The sequence below is a fragment of the Mycobacterium sp. Marseille-P9652 genome (genome assembly GCF_902652685.1).
In the GTDB taxonomy this organism is placed as follows: Bacteria; Actinomycetota; Actinomycetes; order Mycobacteriales; family Mycobacteriaceae; genus Mycobacterium.
This window is the reverse complement of record NZ_CACRUY010000014.1, coordinates 23240-41510: the sequence shown is the minus strand read 5'-3', so window position 1 is coordinate 41510 and position 18271 is coordinate 23240. Positions and strand designations below refer to the sequence as shown.

At 69.1% G+C, this 18271-nt stretch carries 20 protein-coding genes; 16 read left to right on the top strand and 4 right to left on the bottom strand.

All coding sequences use genetic code 11. The features are described 5' to 3' along the window. Positions 1–46 precede the first annotated feature (46 nt). Positions 47–352, top strand: coding sequence for a WhiB family transcriptional regulator (locus tag GPY60_RS10515; RefSeq protein ID WP_231639555.1), 306 nt, complete (start codon positions 47–49; stop codon positions 350–352). A gap of 49 nt (positions 353–401) precedes the next feature. Next, positions 402–1751, top strand: a complete 1350-nt coding sequence (locus GPY60_RS10510) for an FAD-binding oxidoreductase (protein WP_156687604.1) — start codon at positions 402–404, stop codon at positions 1749–1751. Positions 1752–1828: 77 nt separating this feature from the next. Here GPY60_RS10510 and GPY60_RS10505 read toward each other — a convergent pair whose 3' ends face one another. Genes GPY60_RS10505 through GPY60_RS10495 form a run of 3 tightly spaced genes read right to left on the bottom strand, consistent with a single transcriptional unit; the run spans position 1829 to position 4061 of the window. Further along, positions 1829–2368 carry a TetR/AcrR family transcriptional regulator gene (locus tag GPY60_RS10505; protein WP_156687603.1) on the bottom strand — a complete coding sequence of 180 codons (540 nt, stop codon included), beginning with the start codon at positions 2366–2368 and terminating at the stop codon, positions 1829–1831. A 31-nt stretch (positions 2369–2399) separates the two neighbouring features. Continuing rightward, the gene (locus GPY60_RS10500; protein ID WP_156687602.1) at positions 2400–3230 is read right to left on the bottom strand and encodes a thioesterase family protein; all 831 of its coding nucleotides are present in this window, start codon (positions 3228–3230) and stop codon (positions 2400–2402) included. 18 nt (positions 3231–3248) lie between these two features. Continuing rightward, positions 3249–4061 carry an SMP-30/gluconolactonase/LRE family protein gene (locus GPY60_RS10495; RefSeq protein WP_156687668.1) on the bottom strand — a complete coding sequence of 271 codons (813 nt, stop codon included), beginning with the start codon at positions 4059–4061 and terminating at the stop codon, positions 3249–3251. A gap of 186 nt (positions 4062–4247) precedes the next feature. Between GPY60_RS10495 and GPY60_RS10490 the strand changes: the two genes are divergently transcribed. From GPY60_RS10490 to GPY60_RS10480, 3 genes are read left to right on the top strand one after another with little or no spacing between them, the layout of a single operon-like run. Continuing rightward, positions 4248–5129: an acyl-CoA thioesterase gene (locus GPY60_RS10490; RefSeq protein ID WP_197283625.1), complete on the top strand. Its 882-nt coding sequence runs from the start codon at positions 4248–4250 to the stop codon at positions 5127–5129. A 5-nt stretch (positions 5130–5134) separates the two neighbouring features. Beyond that, positions 5135–6055 (top strand): LLM class F420-dependent oxidoreductase, encoded by a 921-nt coding sequence (locus GPY60_RS10485; RefSeq protein WP_156687601.1) that lies wholly within the window; start codon positions 5135–5137, stop codon positions 6053–6055. Beyond that, entirely contained in the window at positions 6055–7206 is a 1152-nt protein-coding gene (locus GPY60_RS10480) for an acyl-CoA dehydrogenase family protein (RefSeq protein WP_156687600.1), read from the top strand. Before GPY60_RS10485 ends, GPY60_RS10480 begins: the two co-directional genes overlap by 1 nt. On the opposite strand, the gene GPY60_RS10475 is transcribed toward GPY60_RS10480, so the two are convergent. Continuing rightward, entirely contained in the window at positions 7190–7876 is a 687-nt protein-coding gene (locus GPY60_RS10475; RefSeq protein WP_156687599.1) for a DUF427 domain-containing protein, read from the bottom strand. The genes GPY60_RS10480 and GPY60_RS10475 overlap by 17 nt on opposite strands. A gap of 134 nt (positions 7877–8010) precedes the next feature. On the opposite strand from GPY60_RS10475, the gene GPY60_RS10470 reads away from it, so the two are divergent. From GPY60_RS10470 to GPY60_RS10420, 11 genes are all read left to right on the top strand, one after another. Continuing rightward, entirely contained in the window at positions 8011–9180 is a 1170-nt protein-coding gene (locus GPY60_RS10470; RefSeq protein WP_156687598.1) for a CoA transferase, read from the top strand. A gap of 94 nt (positions 9181–9274) precedes the next feature. Next, entirely contained in the window at positions 9275–9853 is a 579-nt protein-coding gene (locus GPY60_RS10465) for a hypothetical protein (RefSeq protein ID WP_156687597.1), read from the top strand. 3 nt (positions 9854–9856) lie between these two features. Next, entirely contained in the window at positions 9857–10561 is a 705-nt protein-coding gene (locus GPY60_RS10460) for an NIPSNAP family protein (protein WP_156687596.1), read from the top strand. Beyond that, a complete protein-coding gene (locus GPY60_RS10455) occupies positions 10558–11769 on the top strand; it encodes a cytochrome P450 (protein WP_156687595.1) in 1212 nt (403 codons plus the stop codon). Before GPY60_RS10460 ends, GPY60_RS10455 begins: the two co-directional genes overlap by 4 nt. Position 11770: 1 nt before the next feature. Beyond that, positions 11771–12739, top strand: a complete 969-nt coding sequence (locus GPY60_RS10450; RefSeq protein ID WP_156687594.1) for a zinc-binding dehydrogenase — start codon at positions 11771–11773, stop codon at positions 12737–12739. Next, positions 12736–13476, top strand: coding sequence for an HpcH/HpaI aldolase family protein (locus tag GPY60_RS10445; RefSeq protein ID WP_156687593.1), 741 nt, complete (start codon positions 12736–12738; stop codon positions 13474–13476). Before GPY60_RS10450 ends, GPY60_RS10445 begins: the two co-directional genes overlap by 4 nt. Beyond that, on the top strand, positions 13473–13871 hold the full coding sequence (locus GPY60_RS10440; protein ID WP_156687592.1) for a nuclear transport factor 2 family protein: 399 nt from the start codon (positions 13473–13475) through the stop codon (positions 13869–13871). The genes GPY60_RS10445 and GPY60_RS10440 overlap by 4 nt, the downstream gene beginning before the upstream one ends. Then, on the top strand, positions 13868–14596 hold the full coding sequence (locus GPY60_RS10435) for an SDR family NAD(P)-dependent oxidoreductase (RefSeq protein WP_156687591.1): 729 nt from the start codon (positions 13868–13870) through the stop codon (positions 14594–14596). Before GPY60_RS10440 ends, GPY60_RS10435 begins: the two co-directional genes overlap by 4 nt. Continuing rightward, the gene (locus GPY60_RS10430) at positions 14578–16104 is read left to right on the top strand and encodes a flavin-containing monooxygenase (RefSeq protein ID WP_156687590.1); all 1527 of its coding nucleotides are present in this window, start codon (positions 14578–14580) and stop codon (positions 16102–16104) included. The genes GPY60_RS10435 and GPY60_RS10430 overlap by 19 nt, the downstream gene beginning before the upstream one ends. Next, positions 16101–17045 carry an alpha/beta hydrolase gene (locus GPY60_RS10425; RefSeq protein WP_156687589.1) on the top strand — a complete coding sequence of 315 codons (945 nt, stop codon included), beginning with the start codon at positions 16101–16103 and terminating at the stop codon, positions 17043–17045. Before GPY60_RS10430 ends, GPY60_RS10425 begins: the two co-directional genes overlap by 4 nt. Positions 17046–17075: 30 nt before the next feature. Then, on the top strand, positions 17076–18269 hold the full coding sequence (locus GPY60_RS10420) for an enolase C-terminal domain-like protein (protein WP_156687588.1): 1194 nt from the start codon (positions 17076–17078) through the stop codon (positions 18267–18269). The last annotated feature ends 2 nt before the right edge of the window (positions 18270–18271 follow it).

Below are 18271 nucleotides of genomic sequence, written 5' to 3'. Positions count from 1 at the left end.
CCTCGTGTCAGTGTCAGATCTTCCCGGCCGACGATACGGCGCGGGCGTGTGGGGCGTGGTCCGCAGCGCGGACGACGAGGACTCGGCCGGTTGGGTGTCGAAAGCCCTGTGCCGCGAAAACGATCCCGACGAGCTGTTCGTCACCGGTGCCTCCCAGCGCAAGGCCGCGGCCATGTGCCGTCGCTGCCCGGTCACGCAGGAGTGCGCGGCCGAGGCGTTGGACAACAGGGTGGAGTACGGGGTCTGGGGTGGCATGACCGAGCGCCAGCGGCGCGCCCTGCTCCGGCAACACCCCGAGGTGGTGTCATGGTCGAACTTCCTCGGCAAGCATAGAAGCCGCGACGCGGGCTGAATTTCGCCGTCGGACGGGCGTTTTCCCGTCACGTGCTATAACCGCGAGCATGCCGGGCAGCCTCTCCGAACTGAAGAACATCGTGGGGCCGAACCATGTGGTCACCGACCCCGACGTGCTGGCCGGCCGCGGGGCGGACTGGACGGGGCGGTATCGCGGACGGGCCAGCGCCCTGGTGCGCCCCGGCTCGGCCGAGCAGGTGGCGCAGGTGCTGCGGGTGTGCCGCGACGCCGGGACGCACGTGACGGTGCAGGGGGGTCGCACGTCGCTGGTGGCGGGCACTGTCCCCGAGCATGACGACGTGCTGTTGTCCACCGAGCGGCTGCGTGATCTGGGTGATGTCGACAGCGTCGAGCGCCGCGTCGAGGCCGGTGCCGGCGCCACGCTCGCCGCGGTGCAACGGGCGGCGCAGGGGGCGGGGCTGGTCTTCGGTGTGGACCTCGCCGCCCGCGACACGGCCACCGTCGGCGGCATGGCGTCGACGAACGCCGGCGGCCTGCGCACGGTACGTTACGGCAACATGGGCGAGCAGGTCCTTGGGTTGGAGGTGGCGCTGCCGGACGGGTCACTGTTCCGGCGCCACAGCCGTGTTCGCCAGGACAACACCGGCTACGACCTGCCGGCCCTGTTCGTCGGCGCCGAAGGAACCCTCGGGGTCATCACGTCGCTGGAATTGCGCCTGCACCCGACCCCGTCACACCGGGTGACGGCGGTCTGCGGGTTCGCCACGCTGGACGCGCTGGTGGAGGCGGGCCGGAGCTTCCGGGACGCCGACGGGATCGCCGCGCTGGAGCTCATCGACGGCCGGGCCGCCGCGCTGACCCGCGAGCACTTGGGGGTGAGCGCCCCGGTCGAGGGCGACTGGCTGCTGCTGGTGGAGCTGGCCGCCGACCACGACCAGACGAGCCGGCTCGCCGACCTGCTCGACGGGGTGCAGTTGTGTGGGGAGCCCGCCGTGGGCGTCGACGCCGTCGCGCAGCAACGGCTGTGGCAGCTGCGCGAGTCGATCGCCGAGGTCCTCGGCGTGTACGGTCCCCCGCTCAAGTTCGACGTCTCGCTGCCGCTGTCGTCCATCCACGAATTCGTCGATGCGGCAACGCGTTTGCTCGAGGAGCGCGTGCCGGACGCACTTCCGGTGCTGTTCGGGCATGTCGGCGAGGGCAACCTGCACCTCAACGTGCTGCGCTGCCCGGCCGAGGGGGAGCGGGCGGTGTACGGGCCGATGCTGGAGCTCATCGCGGGGTGCGGGGGCAACGTGAGCTCCGAGCACGGCGTCGGCAGCCGCAAGCGTCTCTACCTCGGCATGTCGCGCGAGCCCGCCGACGTCGCCGCGATGCGCAGTGTGAAGTCGGCCTTGGACCCGACCGGCTACCTCAACGCCGCGGTTCTCTTCGACTGATCTTCCGCGGCCGCGAGCGTGCGTAGTTGCGCGCGGCGGAGCGGCGTGTCGCGTGCAAACGCGCACGCTCGCGGGAGTTAGTCAGCCGTCTTCATGCCGACCGCGTGCCGCAGCTGCGCGAGGAACTGGTCGGCGTCGTCGCTGCGAACGATGTAGTGCGAGATGGCGATTCGGATCACCGTCGCCGCCTTCACCGCGGCGTTGGGTCCCGACAGGTGCCGTTGCAGCCCGTCGCGCATCTGGGGAATGACCCCGCCGAACTGGGCGATGGTGTACTCGGGCTCCACGTCGACCATGCGCACCCCGGAATAGGAGTGCTGGTAGTCGACGATGAAGCGCAGCACGGCGTCGAGCTTGTCCACACCCTTGAGCCCCTGCGTCGCCTTGATCAGACCGCTCTCGAACACCTGGCGCTCGTACTGCGAAAACGCCGCCAGCAACTCCTCTTTCGAGGCGAACCACCGGTAGAGCGTGGGACGCGAGACGCCCGCCTGCGCGGCGACCTCGGACAGGCTGAGCTTGGTCTTGCCGTTGCGGCCGAGCACCTCGGCGGTGGCCTCGAGGATCCGCTGACGCGTCGAGGTGTCGGTGTCGGACGTCTGGGCCGGCTGGCTCATGTCTCAAACCTTACGAAGTTGAGCCGCGTTGTCACGTACCGTGCCCCCGCCCCGGGCGGGCCCGCACCAGCACGGACTGCTGGATGGCTCCCACGGCGCCCCCTTCGTCGAACAGCGTGCCGACCGTCGTCCCGATGCCGTCCGGGCCGTAGCTGGTCTCCGCGCGGATGCCGATCCACTCGCCGTCGGGTATCCGGAACACGTGCACCGCCAGGTCGGTGTTGAGAAACGTCCACTTGGTGATGTCGAGCTTGCTGCCGATGCCGTTGGCGCAGTCGGCCACCGCGAACAGGCGTTCCAGCTGCGTCATGTTCTCGCCGCTGACGAGGTCGACGCTCGGCTTGATCCAGGATTCGCCGGGACCTTCACTCAGCGGCTCGGTCAGCCAGAGCCAGTCCAGGCTGTGCACGTAGTTGCGGTCCCAGTCCCTCGCCTTGAGGTTGCGGTCGCGGGCCTGGATCCGCGGCCGCGGCGGCTCGGGAGCGGCGTGGGCAATCCCTCGCGTGTCCTGCCGCTGTAACCGCCATCCGGTGGCACGCGCCACGGGCCGCGGTTCGCCGTCGGGACCGGGGGCGAGCATCTCGGCGCCGACCAGTTCGATCTGTTTGCCGGCGCGCTGCACCGCAGAGCCGATCCAGAGGTCGCCCTCGGCCGGCACCCCGCCGAGCAGGTCGATGACGACCCGGGACAGACGGGTGTCCTCTCGCGGTGAGCATTGTTCCAGCGCCCGGACCAGTAGCGCGGACACCGGGCCGCCGTGCTGGATCGCCGCCGACCAGGTGCCGCGCGCCAGGTCGGTGGCCCTGAACCTTTCGCCCAGCCGGTCGTCGGCGTCGATCAGCTCGTAGTAGGAGTCGGTCACTCGTCCGCCTCTCGGAGTTCAGGGCCGGCCGGCGCCGGGGACGGTTACCGTGACCGCGTCCACCCGGGACAGCCGCGTGCCGACGAGCCGTTGAGGGTACGCGTCCGTGCTCGACAGCAGGAACAGCGTGCGTCGCTGGGGGCCGCCCAGCGCGCACGCGATGGCGACCCGGTCGCCCATGTCGATGCGGTCGGTCACGGCGCCGCCCTCGACGATGCGCTCGAACTGGTGGGCCAGCGTCATCGACGTCCACACCCCGCCCTCGGCGTCCAGGGCGATGCCGTCGGGTGGGCCGTCGAGGCCCTCGGCGAACACCCGGCGGTTGCGCAGCGCGCCCGCGTCGTCGATGTCGAAGGCGGTGAGCCGACGGCCGGTCGACTCGGCGACGATCAGCGTGCCGTCCGGTGTGATGACCATTCCGTTGGGAAAGTCGAGGTCTTCGGCCACCACGTCGGCGCCGTCGGCGTCGAGGCGGACGATGACACCGCCGGAGAAGGCCTGGCTGCCGATGTAGGCACGGCCGGCGTCGTCGACGACCATGTCGCCCAGGTTGGCCGGCGCCAGCGCGGAGAGATCGGCGATGGTGACGACGGTTTCCCCGTCGTAGCGCAGGACCTGGCGGTGCTCGGTCGAGGCGATCAGCAGCGACCCGTCGGGCCGGAATCCGAGGCCCGACGGCCGGTGGCCCGGCAGCGGCAGCGTGGTGACGGAGCCGCGCAGGTCGGAGGTGTGCACGGCCTCGCCCAGCATGTCGGAGAACCAGAGCAGGCCCTCGAACCAGCGGGGGCCCTCCCCGAAGCAGAATCCGCGGGCCAACGGCTCCGGGATCAGGCTTTCCGCTTTACAAAACATCGAAAAAGTGTCACGTACCGAAGGTGTCGGTGTCAATGTGACCGCGATTGCCTTGGCGCGCAGCGCCTTCCGCTCGCGCCGTGGACCACGCCTCGTCGGCTTTACAAATTGTGCGCCGAGTGTCACGCTGAGCGAGGACCGCGACGTGGGAGAGGCGAGGTGGAATTGACCACAGATTCTGATCAGACGCAGTGGTCGGTGGACAGCCTGCTCGACCTTTTTGATGTGCGGGCAGACGGGACCGACCGGTTCGCCGCCGACACCGGGATCGCGGGCGACGACGGCCGCCAGGTGGTCGAGGGCACCCAGGTGGTCGCGCAGGCGATAGTCGCTGTGGCCAAACGATTCCCGGGCAAATCCGTGCGCTCGGCGCACGCGGTGTTCTCGCGGGCTGTCGCGGTCGGGCCACCCGCCGAGCTCGCCCTCGACGTGGTGCACGAGGGCCGCTCGACGGCGACCGCGATCGTCGCCGTGATGCAGAACGGCCGTCGCTGCATGAGCGTGACGGTGCTGGCCGACGTGCCGAGTGGCGACGTCATCCGTCACCACCAACCGCGGCCGGAGGTGGCCTCGCCCGCCGAGGCCAACCCGTGTGAGATGCCGATGATCGGACGGGAGGTGCGGGTGGTCGACGTCGTCGACGTCAACAGTCCCGACGAAGTGGGGCCGCCGGAGCTGCACGCGTGGGTCCGCTACGAGCCGATTCCCTCCAGGGACGACCTGGCCAAGGCGCTCGTCGCATACTTCACCGGGCACTTGGGCATCTCGACCACCATGCGCGCGCATCCCGGCATCGGCACGAGCCAGGCGCACCTGACCGTGTCGACCGCCCCGATGAGCATCTCGATCGCGTTCCACGAACCGGTCCGCTGGGACGGCTGGCTGCTCTACACCCACGACAGCACCCAGGTGGGTGCGGGAATGTCCTACGTGCGCGGCACCGTCCACACCGAGCAGGGTGAGCTGCTGGCGTCCTTCGCCCAGGAGGCCCTGATCCGTCCGCTGCGCACCAGCGACACGACCATCGACGCCCGCTCCCGCTTCTGATCGCGATGCGCTTCTCCATCACCCACCCGATGCACACGCATCCCTATAACCCCGAACTGGTGTCCGGGGAGGGCATCGCGACGGTGGCGGCGGCGGCCGAGGCGGCCGGGGTGCACGGCTTCGGGTTCACGGACCATCCGGCGCCGTCGCAACGCTGGCTCGACGCCGGCGGGCACGACGCCCTGGATCCCTTTGTGGCACTGGGTTTTGCGGCTGCCCGCACGAGCAGGCTGCGGCTCATCCCCAACATCGTCGTGCTGCCCTACCGAAACCCGTTCGTCGTGGCCAAGTCCGGGGCGACGCTCGACCTCCTGTCCGGCGGCCGGTTCACCCTCGCCGTCGGCGTCGGATATCTCAAGCGGGAGTTCGCGGCACTCGGGATCGACTACGACGAGCGCCTCGAGCTCTTCGAGGAGGCGCTGCAGGTGATCCGGGCGGTGTGGACCGGCGACGACATCTCCTTCGAGGGAAGGCACTTCACCGCCCGCGGGATCACCGCCCACCCCCGCCCGGTCACGTCGCCGCACCCGCCGATCTGGATCGGCGGCAACACGGCGGCGTCCCGCCAGCGGGTGGCGCAGTACGGGGACGGCTGGTGCCCGTTCCCCGCACCGCCGCAGCTGGCGCAGACCGCCGGCACCGCCGTCATCGACTCGGTGCAGCGGCTCACCGAGGGCATCGACGACCTGAGGCGCCGCTGCGATGCGGCGGGCCGGGACTGGTCCGCGATCGACATCGCCTTCACCAACTTCGAGGGCGGCAGTCCCACCGACGACCAGTTCAACGCGGACGCCTATCTGGGCGGACTGGAAAAGCTTGCCGCGCTTGGCGTCACCTGGGTGAGCGTCGGGCTGCCCGGCGACAGTGTGGCGCATGCGCTGGAGACCCTTGACCGTTTCGGCAGCCTCGTCGTGGAAGCGGCCTGATGGACCTCTCCCACGTCGAGCTCAGCGCCGAGGACCAGGCCTTCCTCGACGAGACACGGGCGTTCATCGCCAAGCACGTCACCGAGGACGTGCTGCGGCGGCAGCGGGAGTTCGGTGAGAACTTCGACGAGCAGGTTCATCTGGCGCTGGGCGAGGCCGGCTATCTGGCCTCGGACTGGAAGCTGGAAACCGAGGGCGGTTACAGCGCGGTCCGCCGCCGCATCTTCCAGCTCGAGATCGCGCGAGCGCACACACCCTGGTATCACTGGGGCACCACCTCCGTCGTCGCGCGGCTGGTGCAGCAGTTCGCCGCGCCCGAACTCACCGAACGGGTCCTGCCCGGGGTGTTGTCCGGAGACATCCGGCTCTGCCTCGGGTACACCGAGCCCGAGGGCGGCTCGGACGTCGCGACCTGCAAGACGCGCGCGGTGCGGGACGGGTCCGGCTGGGTGATCAACGGCTCCAAGATGTTCACGTCGAACGCGCAGAACGCCCAATACGTCTTCCTGCTCACCAACACCGACCCGCAGGGCCGGAAACACCGGAACCTCACCATGTTTCTGGTGCCGCTGGATTCACCGGGCATCGAGATCCAGCCCATCCGGACCCTCGACGGCGACCGCACCAACATCGTCTACTACAGCGACGTCCGCGTCGACGACCTGTACCGCATCGGCGAGGCGAATGGCGGCTGGACGGTGATGCGGGCGGCCCTGGACGCCGAGCACGGCATGGTCGACCCGGAAGACCATGGCCTGCAATACCTTGCGGCGATGGCGGCGCACGGCGACATCATGGCCGAAGTGGTCGACACCGTCGCGGCGATGGTCGCGGCCGTCGACGACGAATCGGTCCGGTACCGGCTCGGGCGGGCGGTCGCCCGGATGGAGGCGGCGCTGAGCACGCCGGGCATGTTCGGGCGCGTCGCGATCGCGCAGACGATGCGCGACATCTCGCCGGACCTGATGGACATCATGGGACCGGCGTCCGCCCTGCCCGCCGACGCGCCGGGCTCGGCGAGCGACGGCGCGGCCGAACACCTCTACCGGCTCGCGTTGCCGCTCGGGATCTACGGCGGCACCCTGGAGGTGTTCCGCAACATGATCGCCCAGCATGTGCTCGGGCTCGGGCGGCCTAGCTACGGCGGCTGAGCGGCAGGTCGGCGTCGACGTCGACCCGGTCTTGATCGAAGCTCAGGAAGCCTCTGACGGGAAGGCTTTCCGGCGGCGGGTCCTCGTAGCTCCAGGCGACATCCTCGATCAAGTGGCCGTTCGCGGCGACGGACCAGTAGGTGGCATAGCCCTTGTAGTTGCAGTAGGTCGTCGTATCCGAGCGCCGAAGGAGGTCGGTGCGCACGTGCGCGGGATCGACGTAGAGCCTTGGTTCGAGAGCGGTTTCGAACAGGATCACGGTGTCGCCCGTGTCGACGAGGACCGTGCCGTCGACGGTGACGCGCAGGCGGCGTCGTGTTGGGCGGCAGTCGACGCGGTGGTAGGGGTTGGGCGGGTAGTGGACGAGCTCGCGTCCCTCTTCCAGCCAGGTGTCGACCGCATCCCAGGGCACGCGCACGAAGCCGGGCGCGTCGGGTCCGGGTTCCGTCGTTAGGTCGCCCACCTCGTCGACGGGGAAGACATAGCTCAGCGGGTGGCCGCGCCGGTGCACCATCAGCGCCCGCTCGGTGTCGATCACGATGCGGCCGTCCTTGATGGCCTCGACGCGGCGCGGGTGCGGCTCGATGTAGCTCACGCCGTCGGGTATCGGGGAAGAGAACCGGCCCGCCGGGTCGTCGCTGAGCGGGCCGCGCCCGGCCACCAGTGTCATGGGGCTAACCCTTCCAGTTGCGCGGGGCCGCGTCGACCGTGCGGTGATGGGCCATCGCACAGTCAACGCTTCGGGCGGCCGATGGAGGCCAGGCCGTACACCCGGTCGATGCGCGGCTGGTTAAGGTGCCAGCCATGGCTGGACCGCTGGAAGGCATGAGGGTCGTGGAGCTCGGGGTGTGGGTGGCCGGGCCGGCCGCCGCCGCGATCCTGGCCGACTGGGGCGCCGACGTGGTGAAGATCGAGCCGCCGTCCGGCGACCCGGGGCGCCTGTTCGGCCGCATGCTCGGCTGCGACCTGGGCGTGAACCCGCCCTTCGAAATGGACAACCGCTCCAAGCGCAGCGTCGTGCTCGATCTGTCCTCCGGCGCCGGCCGGGATGCCGCTTACGAATTGCTCGCCGGCGCAGACGCTTTCGTGACCAACGTCCGCCCGGGCGCGCTGCGGCGGCTCGGGTTGGACTACGACGCCCTGGCGGCCCGCCACCCGCGCCTGGTCTACGGGCTGATCACCGGGTACGGCGAGAGCGGACCCGACGCAGACCGGGCGGCCTACGACGTCGCGGCGTTCTGGTCGCGCGCCGGTCTGGCCCACCTGCTCACCCGGCCGGGTGACACCCCGCCGTTCCAGCGCGGCGGCATGGGCGACCATTCGGCCGGCATGACGCTCGCCGCCGCCATCTGCGCCGCGCTGATCGCCCGGCACCGCACAGGCGCAGGCCAGCTGGTGACCACCTCGCTGTACCGGCAGGGCGCCTACACCGTGAGCTTCGACCTCAACACGTATCTGATGACCGGGCAGCCGATCGCGGTCGGGCAGCGCGAGACCATGGGCAACCCGTGCATGAACAACTACGCCGCCGGCGACGGGCGTCGGTTCTGGATCGTCGGGCTGGAGGCCGATCGGCACTGGCCCGCGTTGTGTCGCGCGGTGGGCCGCACCGATTGGCTGAGCGACCCGCGCTTCGACAACGCCCGGGCGCGGGCCGCCAACGCCACCGAGCTGATCGCCGAACTCGACCGCATCTTCGCCACCCGGCCGCTCGACGAGTGGGCGGTGGTCTTCGCCGGCGAACCCGACTTCTTCTGGTCACCGGTCAACACCCTCGAGGACGTCGTGGCCGACGCGCAGTTCCACGCCGCCGGTGGCGTGGTCGATGTCCCGGACGGGGAAGCCGGCGTGCCGATGGTGGCCAGCCCCGCCGATTTCCACGGCACGCCCTGGGCGCCCCGTTCGGCGGCACCAAAACTCGGGCAGCACACCGACGAGGTCCTGGCCGAACTCGAGGCCCGGCGAGGGCTGTAACCGCCCCTGACCGAGGCCGGTCGCCTTTACAATTTTCCCTTGAAGTGTCACGCTGTCGGGTGACGACACACACATCCTTCGAGGAACCGATTTGATGGTCACATCAACGTTCGACATCAGCCACGATCGCGGGACCGGCGCCGCGCGGGCCCCCCGCACGGAGGGTGAGGATCTGCGATATCGACTGGACGTCGTCGCGGCCAGCGTCGCCGACGTCGTGCAATCGGCCGGGGGGTGGCTGTACGACCGGGTGATGGCCGGGTGGGAGGTGACGGCGCTCCTGCCGCCGGGCAGCGACAGCCGCCCGCTGCGAATTCTCGGCGTTCAGTCGATTGACGGCGAGCTGCGGCCATCCCTGTCGGCGTTGAGGTGCCAGACCCTGGCGGTCAGCGCCGAGGCGTTCAGCGCCCACGCGAGCGTGCGCGACAGGGTGATCCAGGCGCTGGGCGACCGGTTGACCGAGGTGGCGCTGTGGGGTGACGGGCTGCCCCTGGGCGTCAACCGCGCGACGACCCGGACGCAACATGTGCTCAGCAGCGCGGCCCGCCGATTCAAGGGCTTCGCCCTGGCAGCGGCCGGATTGCCCTGCGATTCGGTGTATCTCACCGAGACGCTGCTGTGCGACATGGCCAGCTGTTCGCCGGTCGACGCGGAGTCGGCCTGGCGCCGTTAGCCAATGAAGAAGTACTACAGCCACACACTGCTCTACCTGCACGAGACGATCTCGCTGGGAACGGGGAGAAGTGACGCCTTCACCGAAACGTTCACCCGCATTTACCAGCCGATGATGGCCGAGCTCGGTGCCCGGCTGTTCGCCATCTGGGAGACCACCCCCTATAACGGCCACTGGCCGCAGGTGACGATCATCTGGGAGATCGATGGCTTCGCCGACTACGCCAGAATCGGGGCCGCCCAGTCGCGCGGCGGCAGCCACCGTGTCGCGGCCGGCCGATGGTCGGAGTTCTTGGCAGGTATCGGCGCCGCGGGGGAGGGGCGCATCATGTACCCCGGCCCCTCCAACAAAACCCTGGTTCAGCTGCGCGGAACCAATTTCCTCGCGCCGCTGGTCATTCAGGAGATCATGCAGACCAAACCGGGGCGCCAAGACGACTACATCCGCGAACTGGAGCGGCTGTATGTCCCGTGGTCGGAGCGCACCGGCAAGCGTTGGCTGGGTTCCTTCACCACCACATTCCGCTACAACGAGGTCATCCACTACTGGGCGCTGGACGGCGGCTGGGAGTGCTTCGCCAATCACTACCCGTCATTCAAAGAGAGTCCCCCCGCCGAGCTCGTGACGTGGATGAGCGTGGCGCCCGCCCTGCGCGACGGCTGGGAGGACTCGATTCTCCAAGCCCTACCCCCCTCGCCCCTGCAGTGACCTTTTCGTACGATCCGTTCGGCGCGGATGTGATGGCAAACCCGTTGCCGTACTACCGGATTCTGCGCGACGAGCACCCGGTGTACTACATGCCGCAGTGGGACACCTACGTGCTCTCCCGCTTCGACGACATCTGGCGCGTTTTGGAAGTCAACGACGGCACCTTCGTCGCATCCGAGGGAACGCTGCCCGCGGCCTCGGTGTTGGCCCGGCACAACGCCGGTCCCGTCGACGACCCGCCATTGCACCCGCTGCCGTTCCACGCGGTATTCGACGCCGACCTGTACGGCGAGATCCGGCGCGCGCACAGCCTGCCGCTGCGACCGAGGGCGGTGGCCGGCCTGGAGGACAGGATTCGCGCCCTGGCCAACGAGCGCCTCGATGTGCTGCTGCCACAAGGCAGGTTCGACCTCACTCAGGACTACGGCGGTATCGTGGCGGCGTCCATCGTGTGCGACTTGCTTGGCATACCAACCGATCTCGCGTCTGAGGTGCTCGCGTCGGTCAATGCCGGCAGCCTTGCCGAACCGGGCGTCGGCGTCGAGGTCGCGCAGGCCAGGCCGAACTACCTCGAGTTCCTGATCCCGTCGGTCCAGCGGCGCCGCGCCGACCCGTCCGGGGCCACGCTGCCCGTGGTCGACGGCCTGCTCGGCTACCGCCTGCCCGACGGCACCGCGCTCGACGACGTCGAAGCCGCCACGCAGATGCTCTGCATCTTCATCGGCGGGACCGAAACGGTGCCCAAGATCGTCGCCCACGGGCTGTGGGAACTCGGCCGGCGGCCCGACCAGCTGGCGGCGGTGCGCGCCGACCTCCCCGACAACGTGGCGATTGCACGCGAGGAGATGATCCGGTTCTGCGCGCCGGCGCAGTGGTTCGCCCGAACGGCGCGGAAACCCTTCACACTTCACGACCGGACCATCCGGCCCGGCCAGCGTGTCATCACGCTGCTGGCCTCGGCCAACCGCGACGAACGAGAGTACGACGAGCCCGACGAATTCGTGTGGAACCGCCCGATCCGTCGCTCGCTGGCCTTCGGCCGCGGCCAGCACTTCTGCATCGGTTACCACCTGGCACGGTTGGAAGTCGCCGTCCTGCTGCAGGAATGGCTGCGCAGGGTGCCCGATTATTCGATCCAGGAACAGGCCGCGACCCGACTGCCGTCCAGCTTCCAGTGGGGATGGAACAAGATCCCGGTGGAGGTCTGAGGTGTGGTCCTACCGCATCGTCGCCCCGTATCAGTTCGAGCGGACGTCGATACCCGAGAAGACCCCCGATCACCTGGCCGAGGGCGAAGTGCTGCTGCGGTTCTCGGCCGCCGGCATCTGCGGCAGCGACCTGCCGGCCTTCCGGGGCGCCAAGGGCCGGTTGCCGGGCGATGACGGGACCAGCGCCGCGGAAAAGGACGGGTTTCCGATTCACGAGGTGGCCGGTGAGGTCATCGCCAGCCGCCACCCCGACCACCGAACCGGCGATCGCGTCGTGGGTTGGGCATCGGGGTTCGACGGGCTGATGGAACGGGTGATCAGCGATGGCGGCATGTTGGCGCCGTATGATCCGGCGCTGCGCCCGGCGGAGGCGATCGGCCTGCAACCCTTGGCCTGTGTCTTGTATGCCTGCGAGCAACTCCCCGATCTGGCCGGCCGGCACGTCGCCATCATCGGCCAGGGCTCGATCGGCCTGCTGTTCTCCTACGTGGCAATGGCGGCCGGCGCCCGGCGCGTCACCGGCGTCGACCCGGTCGACCGCTCAACTCACGCAACGGCATTCGGTGTCGACGACCCGATGCGCGCCACCAGCGACCGATGGGTGAGCCACCTGGCGCCCGGCGACCGGGCCGACATCGTCATCGAGGCCGTGGGACACCAGGTTGCCACCCTGGGCCACGCGATCGAGGCCGCCGCCCCCGGTGGCACGGTCTTCTATTTCGGCGTGGCCGACGACGACGCCTATCCGATCAGCATGCGCCTGATGCTGCGTAACAACCTCACGCTTAAATCCGGTGTGACGCTGGATCGGAGGCGGGTCCTGGATGCTGCAGCGAAGTTCGCCGACGAGCATCCCCGGTTGCTCGGCACCTATCTCACGCACACCTTCGACGTCCGCGACGTGCAGGGCGCGTTCGACCTGGCCTGCCGCCCGGTGCCCGAGCGTATCAAGATCGCGATCGCCCAATGAGCCTCTTCGACGGTGAGCGCAGCGGTCCCCTTTGGGGCGGCTGGATCACCGGGCCCACGCTGCTCGGGCCGGAGGAATTCGCCCGGGCCGGTTACGACTACGTGGGTTTCGATGCCCAGCATGGCTACCTCGACGACGCCGACATCGCCCGTATGCTCCGCCGCATCGAACACGTGCCGATCGCCACGGTGGTGCGCCTGCCCAGCGCCGACGCGGCGCCGATCGGTCGGGTGGCCGACGCCGGTGCCGACGCTGTCGTCATCGCGATGATCGAGTCGGCGGACCAGGCCGCCGCGGCGGTGGCCGCCACTCGCTACCCGCCGGCCGGTGTTCGCAGCTTCGGCCCGCTGCGTGCCAGCCTCGGCCACGACACCGCCGCGCTGCAGTCGCGCGTGAGCGTGTTCGCGATGATCGAGACGGCGGCCGCGCTGTCGGACCTCGGGGAGATCTGCGCCGTCGATGGACTGGCCGGCTTATATGTCGGGCCCGCCGATCTGGCCCTCTCGATGGGAGTGGGTGTCGTCGGCGCAACGAAACACCCGGTGGTGCTGGACGCGGTACACCGAATAACCCAAGCCGCCGGCGACGCGGGCCTGATCACCGGCATCCACGCGGGGGACGGCATGACCGGTCGCGCCATGGCGGAGCGGGGATTTCGGTTGATCACCCTGGCGGCCGAATCGCAGGCCCTGCGGCGCGGGGCCGCGGAGCATCTCCGCGAGGCGGCCGGGCCGTGACGGACGATCGAGCCGCCATCCACGCGCTGATCGCCGGCTACGCGCTCGCCCTCGATGCCGGTGACCTCGACGGCTGCCTGGCTCTGTTTCTCCCCGACGCCGAATTCGTGGTGTACGGGCGGTCTTTCGTGGGTTTCGCCGGCATCGGTGCGATGTTTCGGAATGCGCCGCACGGGCTGCACCTGACCGGAGCCTCGCAGATCGACGTCCGCGGTGACACCGCGACCGCCCGTTCGCAGGTGTTGTTCGTCCGGGCAGGTGACCTGTGCCTACGACCCGCCCTGTACGACGACGAGCTGGTCCGCGCCGACGGGCGGTGGCGCTTCGCCAGGCGCCGTTGCCAATTCATCACCAGCGCCGGCCTTTCCGGCAGTCCCGAGGTGACGTCGTCATGAACGAACGGGTCGCACTGGTGACCGGCGCCGCCGGTGGACAGGGCTGGGCCATCGCCCAGCGGGTGCGCGCGGCGGGCTACGCGGTGGCCGCCTGCGACCGCCGCGCCGACGAGCTGACCGCGGCAGTCGACGCACTGGGCGATGACGCGGTGATCGGGGTCGAGCTCGACGTCACCTCGCAGTCGCAGTGGGAGAATGCCGTCGCCGCGGTTGTCGGCCGTTTCGGCTCGTTGACCGCACTGGTGAACAACGCTGGGGTGCTGCACCGCGCGTCGCTAGCCGACGAAACGGCCGATGATTTTGAAAGATCTTGGCGCGTTAACTGTTTCGGCGCATTCCTGGGAATCCACTCGGCGCTTCCGCAGCTGAGAGCCGCCACGGACGCGGCCATCGTCAACATCTGCAGCACCGGGGCCATCCGTCCATTCCCGCGGCACAGCGCCTACGGTTCCTCCAAGTGGGCGCTGCGGGGCCTGACCCAACAGGCCGCCGCCGAACTGGCCCCGTTGGGGATCCGAGTCAACGCGGTGTTTCCCGGACCCATCGCAACTCCCATGCTCGACGATGCGACGCAACTGAGGCTGGCCGCGTCGTCGGCCTTCGGGCGGATTGGCCAGCCGACCGAAATCGGCGCGGCCGTTGCTTTCTTGCTCTCCAGGGAGGCGTCGTTCATCACGGGTTGCGAACTGGTCGTCGACGGTGGGCAATGCCTGGAGATTCGGTGAGCGCCGGGTTGTCCGTCGGCATCATCGGGGCCGGGCCGGGCGGCATGGCGATGGGCATCCTGTTGGCCGAAGCGGGATTCCGTGACTTTACGATATTCGACCGAGAAGACGACGTCGGGGGCACCTGGCTGATCAACACCTATCCGGGGCTGGCGTGCGACGTCAAGTCGCACCTGTATTCCTACTCGTTCGACCTGAACTCGGACTGGTCGAGGCTCTGGCCCGCGCAGCCCGAGATCCTGAAATACTTCCAGCGCTGCGCCGACAGGTACGGTCTGCGCCCGCACCTGCGGCTGCGCACCGAGATCGTCTCCGCCAATTGGGAGGAAGATACCCAACGGTGGTGCCTGACGAGTGCGGATGGTGACCAGCACCGGTTCAACATCGTCGTGTCCGCCGTCGGGCTGTTCACCCGCCCGCTCTTTCCGGCGCTCGTCGAAGAGGAGCCGTTCACCGGCACGCTGATGCACTCCTCGCGGTGGGACCACTCGGTGCGGCTCGAGGGTGCGCGGGTCGCCGTGCTGGGCACCGGTTCCACCGCATCACAGCTGGTGCCCGAGTTGGCTGAGGTCGCCGACACGGTGTACTCGGTGCAGCGATCGCCGACCTGGATCCTGCCCAAGCCCGACCGCCCGTACACCCGTCGGGAACGCTGGCTATTCGCCCACCTACCGTTCGCCAAGAAGCTGTACCGGACCCGATTGTGGCTGCGCAGCGAATCCAACATCTCGGTGATCGAGCACGGCAGCCCGAAGACCGAGGAATTCACGGCGATCGCGCTGGGCATGCTCGAAAAGACCGTTGCCGATGACGAATTGCGTCGCAAGCTGACCCCTGACCACCCCATGGGCTGCAAGCGGCTGGTGTTCTCCTCGGACTACCTGGCCGCATTGACCCGGCCCAACGTCGAGGTACTGGACAGCCCGGCGCGATGCCTGCGCGAGCGCACTCTGGTGACCGATGACGGCAGAGAGCGCGAGGTCGACGTCGTGGTGTGTGCGACGGGTTACGCCGCGGCCGACTACCTGGGCGAGTTGGACGTGACCGGCGAGGGCGGGGCCACGCTGCGAGAGGTATGGCGCGACGGGGCGCACGCGTATTTCGGGATGGCCGTTCCGGGGTTCCCTAACTTCTTCATGCTGTACGGGCCGAACACCAATGTCGGTTCCAACAGCGTGATCTTCATGCTCGAAGCCCAAGCCCGCTACATCGTGCGCGCGCTGAAATACATGCGGCGCAGAGGCAAGACCTATGTCGCAGTGCGGCCCGCCGCGCTGGCGGACTTTGTCGCCAAGGTCGACCGCTGGATCGTCGGCACCGTGTGGACCACGCGCTGCAGCAACTATTTCCGCGCCCCCAATGGGCGGGTGGTGACCCAGTGGCCGCGCAGCGCCCGTTCCTTCTGGGCCATGACGCGCCGCTTCAAGCCCGTCGACTTCACTTTCCGCGCACCGGGCGGGTCCGAAGTTGGTGCGGCGGTGCCGGCAGCGGAGCAGAGCAACCGATGACGGAGCTGGGTGGCCTGGATGGCTTCGAACGGCTTGATCCCGCCTTGCGCGCCGTCGCGACGACGCGGACCGACTTTGCCGCGGAGTCGATTCGGCTCATGCGGGAACCCTTCAACCAGCGTCGCCGGGAGACCGCCGAGCGCACCGACGCGCGGGGCGTGCGGATCGTCGAAGATAACGTGGCGACCGAATCGGGCGATGTGGCGGTCCGCATATATCGCGGTGGACCGTCGCCATCCCCGACCGTAATCTACTGTCACGCGGGCGGTTTCGCACTGGGAAACCTGGACACCGATCACCGGCAATGCGTCGAACTCGCGCGTCGCGGCCGATGCGCCGTGGTGTCCGTCGACTACCGGTTGGCCCCGGAGCATCCCTATCCGGCCGCCCTCGAGGACGCGAGGGCCGTCCTGACGTGGGTGGCCGAATCGGCGGCCGACCTGGGTGTTGATGCCGCGCGGCTCGCCGTTGCGGGGAGCAGCGCCGGCGCCACGCTGGCGGCCTGCCTCGCCCACGAGACCGCGGACGGGTCGCTCCCGCGGGTGGTGTTCCAGCTACTGCACCAACCAGTGCTCGACGATCGGCCGACCGCGTCCAAGGAGGAATTCCGCGCCAGCCCGGCCTTCGACGGCGAGGCCGCGGAGTCGATGTGGCGGTACTACCTGGGCGCCACGGACGTTTCTCCCGCCGCGGTCCCCGCCCGGCGAGTCCATAACGGCTATCTCCCAACGGCATTCATCACGTGCGCCGAGGTCGATCCCTTCCGTGACGAGGCGATCGAGTACGCGATGCGGCTTTTGCGCGCCGGAGTGTCCGCCGAGTTGCACGTCTTTCCCCGCACGTGTCACGGGTTCGACACCCTGCTGCCCGACTGGCCGCCGTCCGAGCGACTGTTCGCGCTGCAAGGGGACGCCTTGGCAAGGACCTTCGCCTCTACTTGAGCGTTCGGCCCGCCGGAACAATCGGCAGGCATGAAGATCACGGGGCTCGAGGTGGTGCCGTTCGAGACGTTCGTCGACCGAATCTCGTTCGGCCAATTGAACACCGACTACCGCGTGGTGCAGACCGTCACCAAGGTGCTCACCGACGAGGGCATCGAGGGCTATTACTTCGGCGGCCACTTCCACGGCGACCAGGACGGGCTGCTGCCCGGCGACCGGGCGCTCATCACGCAGTTCCTGAGCCCGCTGCTCGCCGGCCAGGACCCGTTGGACCGGGCCGAGATCTGGCGGCAGCTGTGGGCGGCAAAGCTTCCCGAAAACGTCTGCAGCGTCATCGATCTCGCCTTGTGGGACCTGGCGGGCCGGGTCGCCGGACTGCCGGTGCGCAAACTCCTCGGCGGCGCCCGCGACCGGGTCAAGGCCTACGCCAGCAGCTTCAACAACCTCGGATCCCCCGGCGAGTATGCCGCCCACGCCGTCGAGTGCAAGCGCCAGGGCTACGGCGCCTACAAGATCCACCCGTACCACTACTGGAATCCGGCGACAGGCGAGCCCGCGCTGCCGCGGCCGTCGTACGTCGACTGGGACATCGGAGTCTGCCGCGAGGTTCGCGCCGCGGTGGGCGACGACATGGTGCTGATGTTCGACCCGTGGGGCACCTACCACACCTACGCCGACGCGCTGCGGGTCGGCCGCGAACTCGAACGGCTGGGCTTCTATTGGTACGAGCACCCCATGCCGGAACACCAAACGCAGTCCTATGTGCGCCTCGCCCGGGAGCTCGACATCCCGATCTGCTCGCCCGAGATCGCCGAGGGCGGCATCTACACCCGCGCGGACTGGATCCTGCGCGACGCGTCCGACATCAGCCGCATCGACGTGCTGCGGGGAGGCATCACCGGCGTGATGAAGCTGGCCGGGATGTGCGAGGCGGTCGGCATGCGCTGCGAGCTGCACATGAGCGGCTTCGGCAACCTGCAAGTCCTGGGCGCGACCAGCGAGGACGTCTGCGAATACTACGAGCGGGGGCTGCTCGGGCCGGGAGTCCGCTACGACGGCGCGCCGGCCTACCTCGACGCGCCCTGCGACCCGCTCGGCGCAGACGGGTTCGTGGACATACCGTCGGCGCCCGGCCTCGGCTACCAGATCCGCTGGGACTACATCGACGAGCACCGGCTGCCCGAGACCGCCGTCGAGCCGGTGGCGCCGCTGCACCCGAGATAATG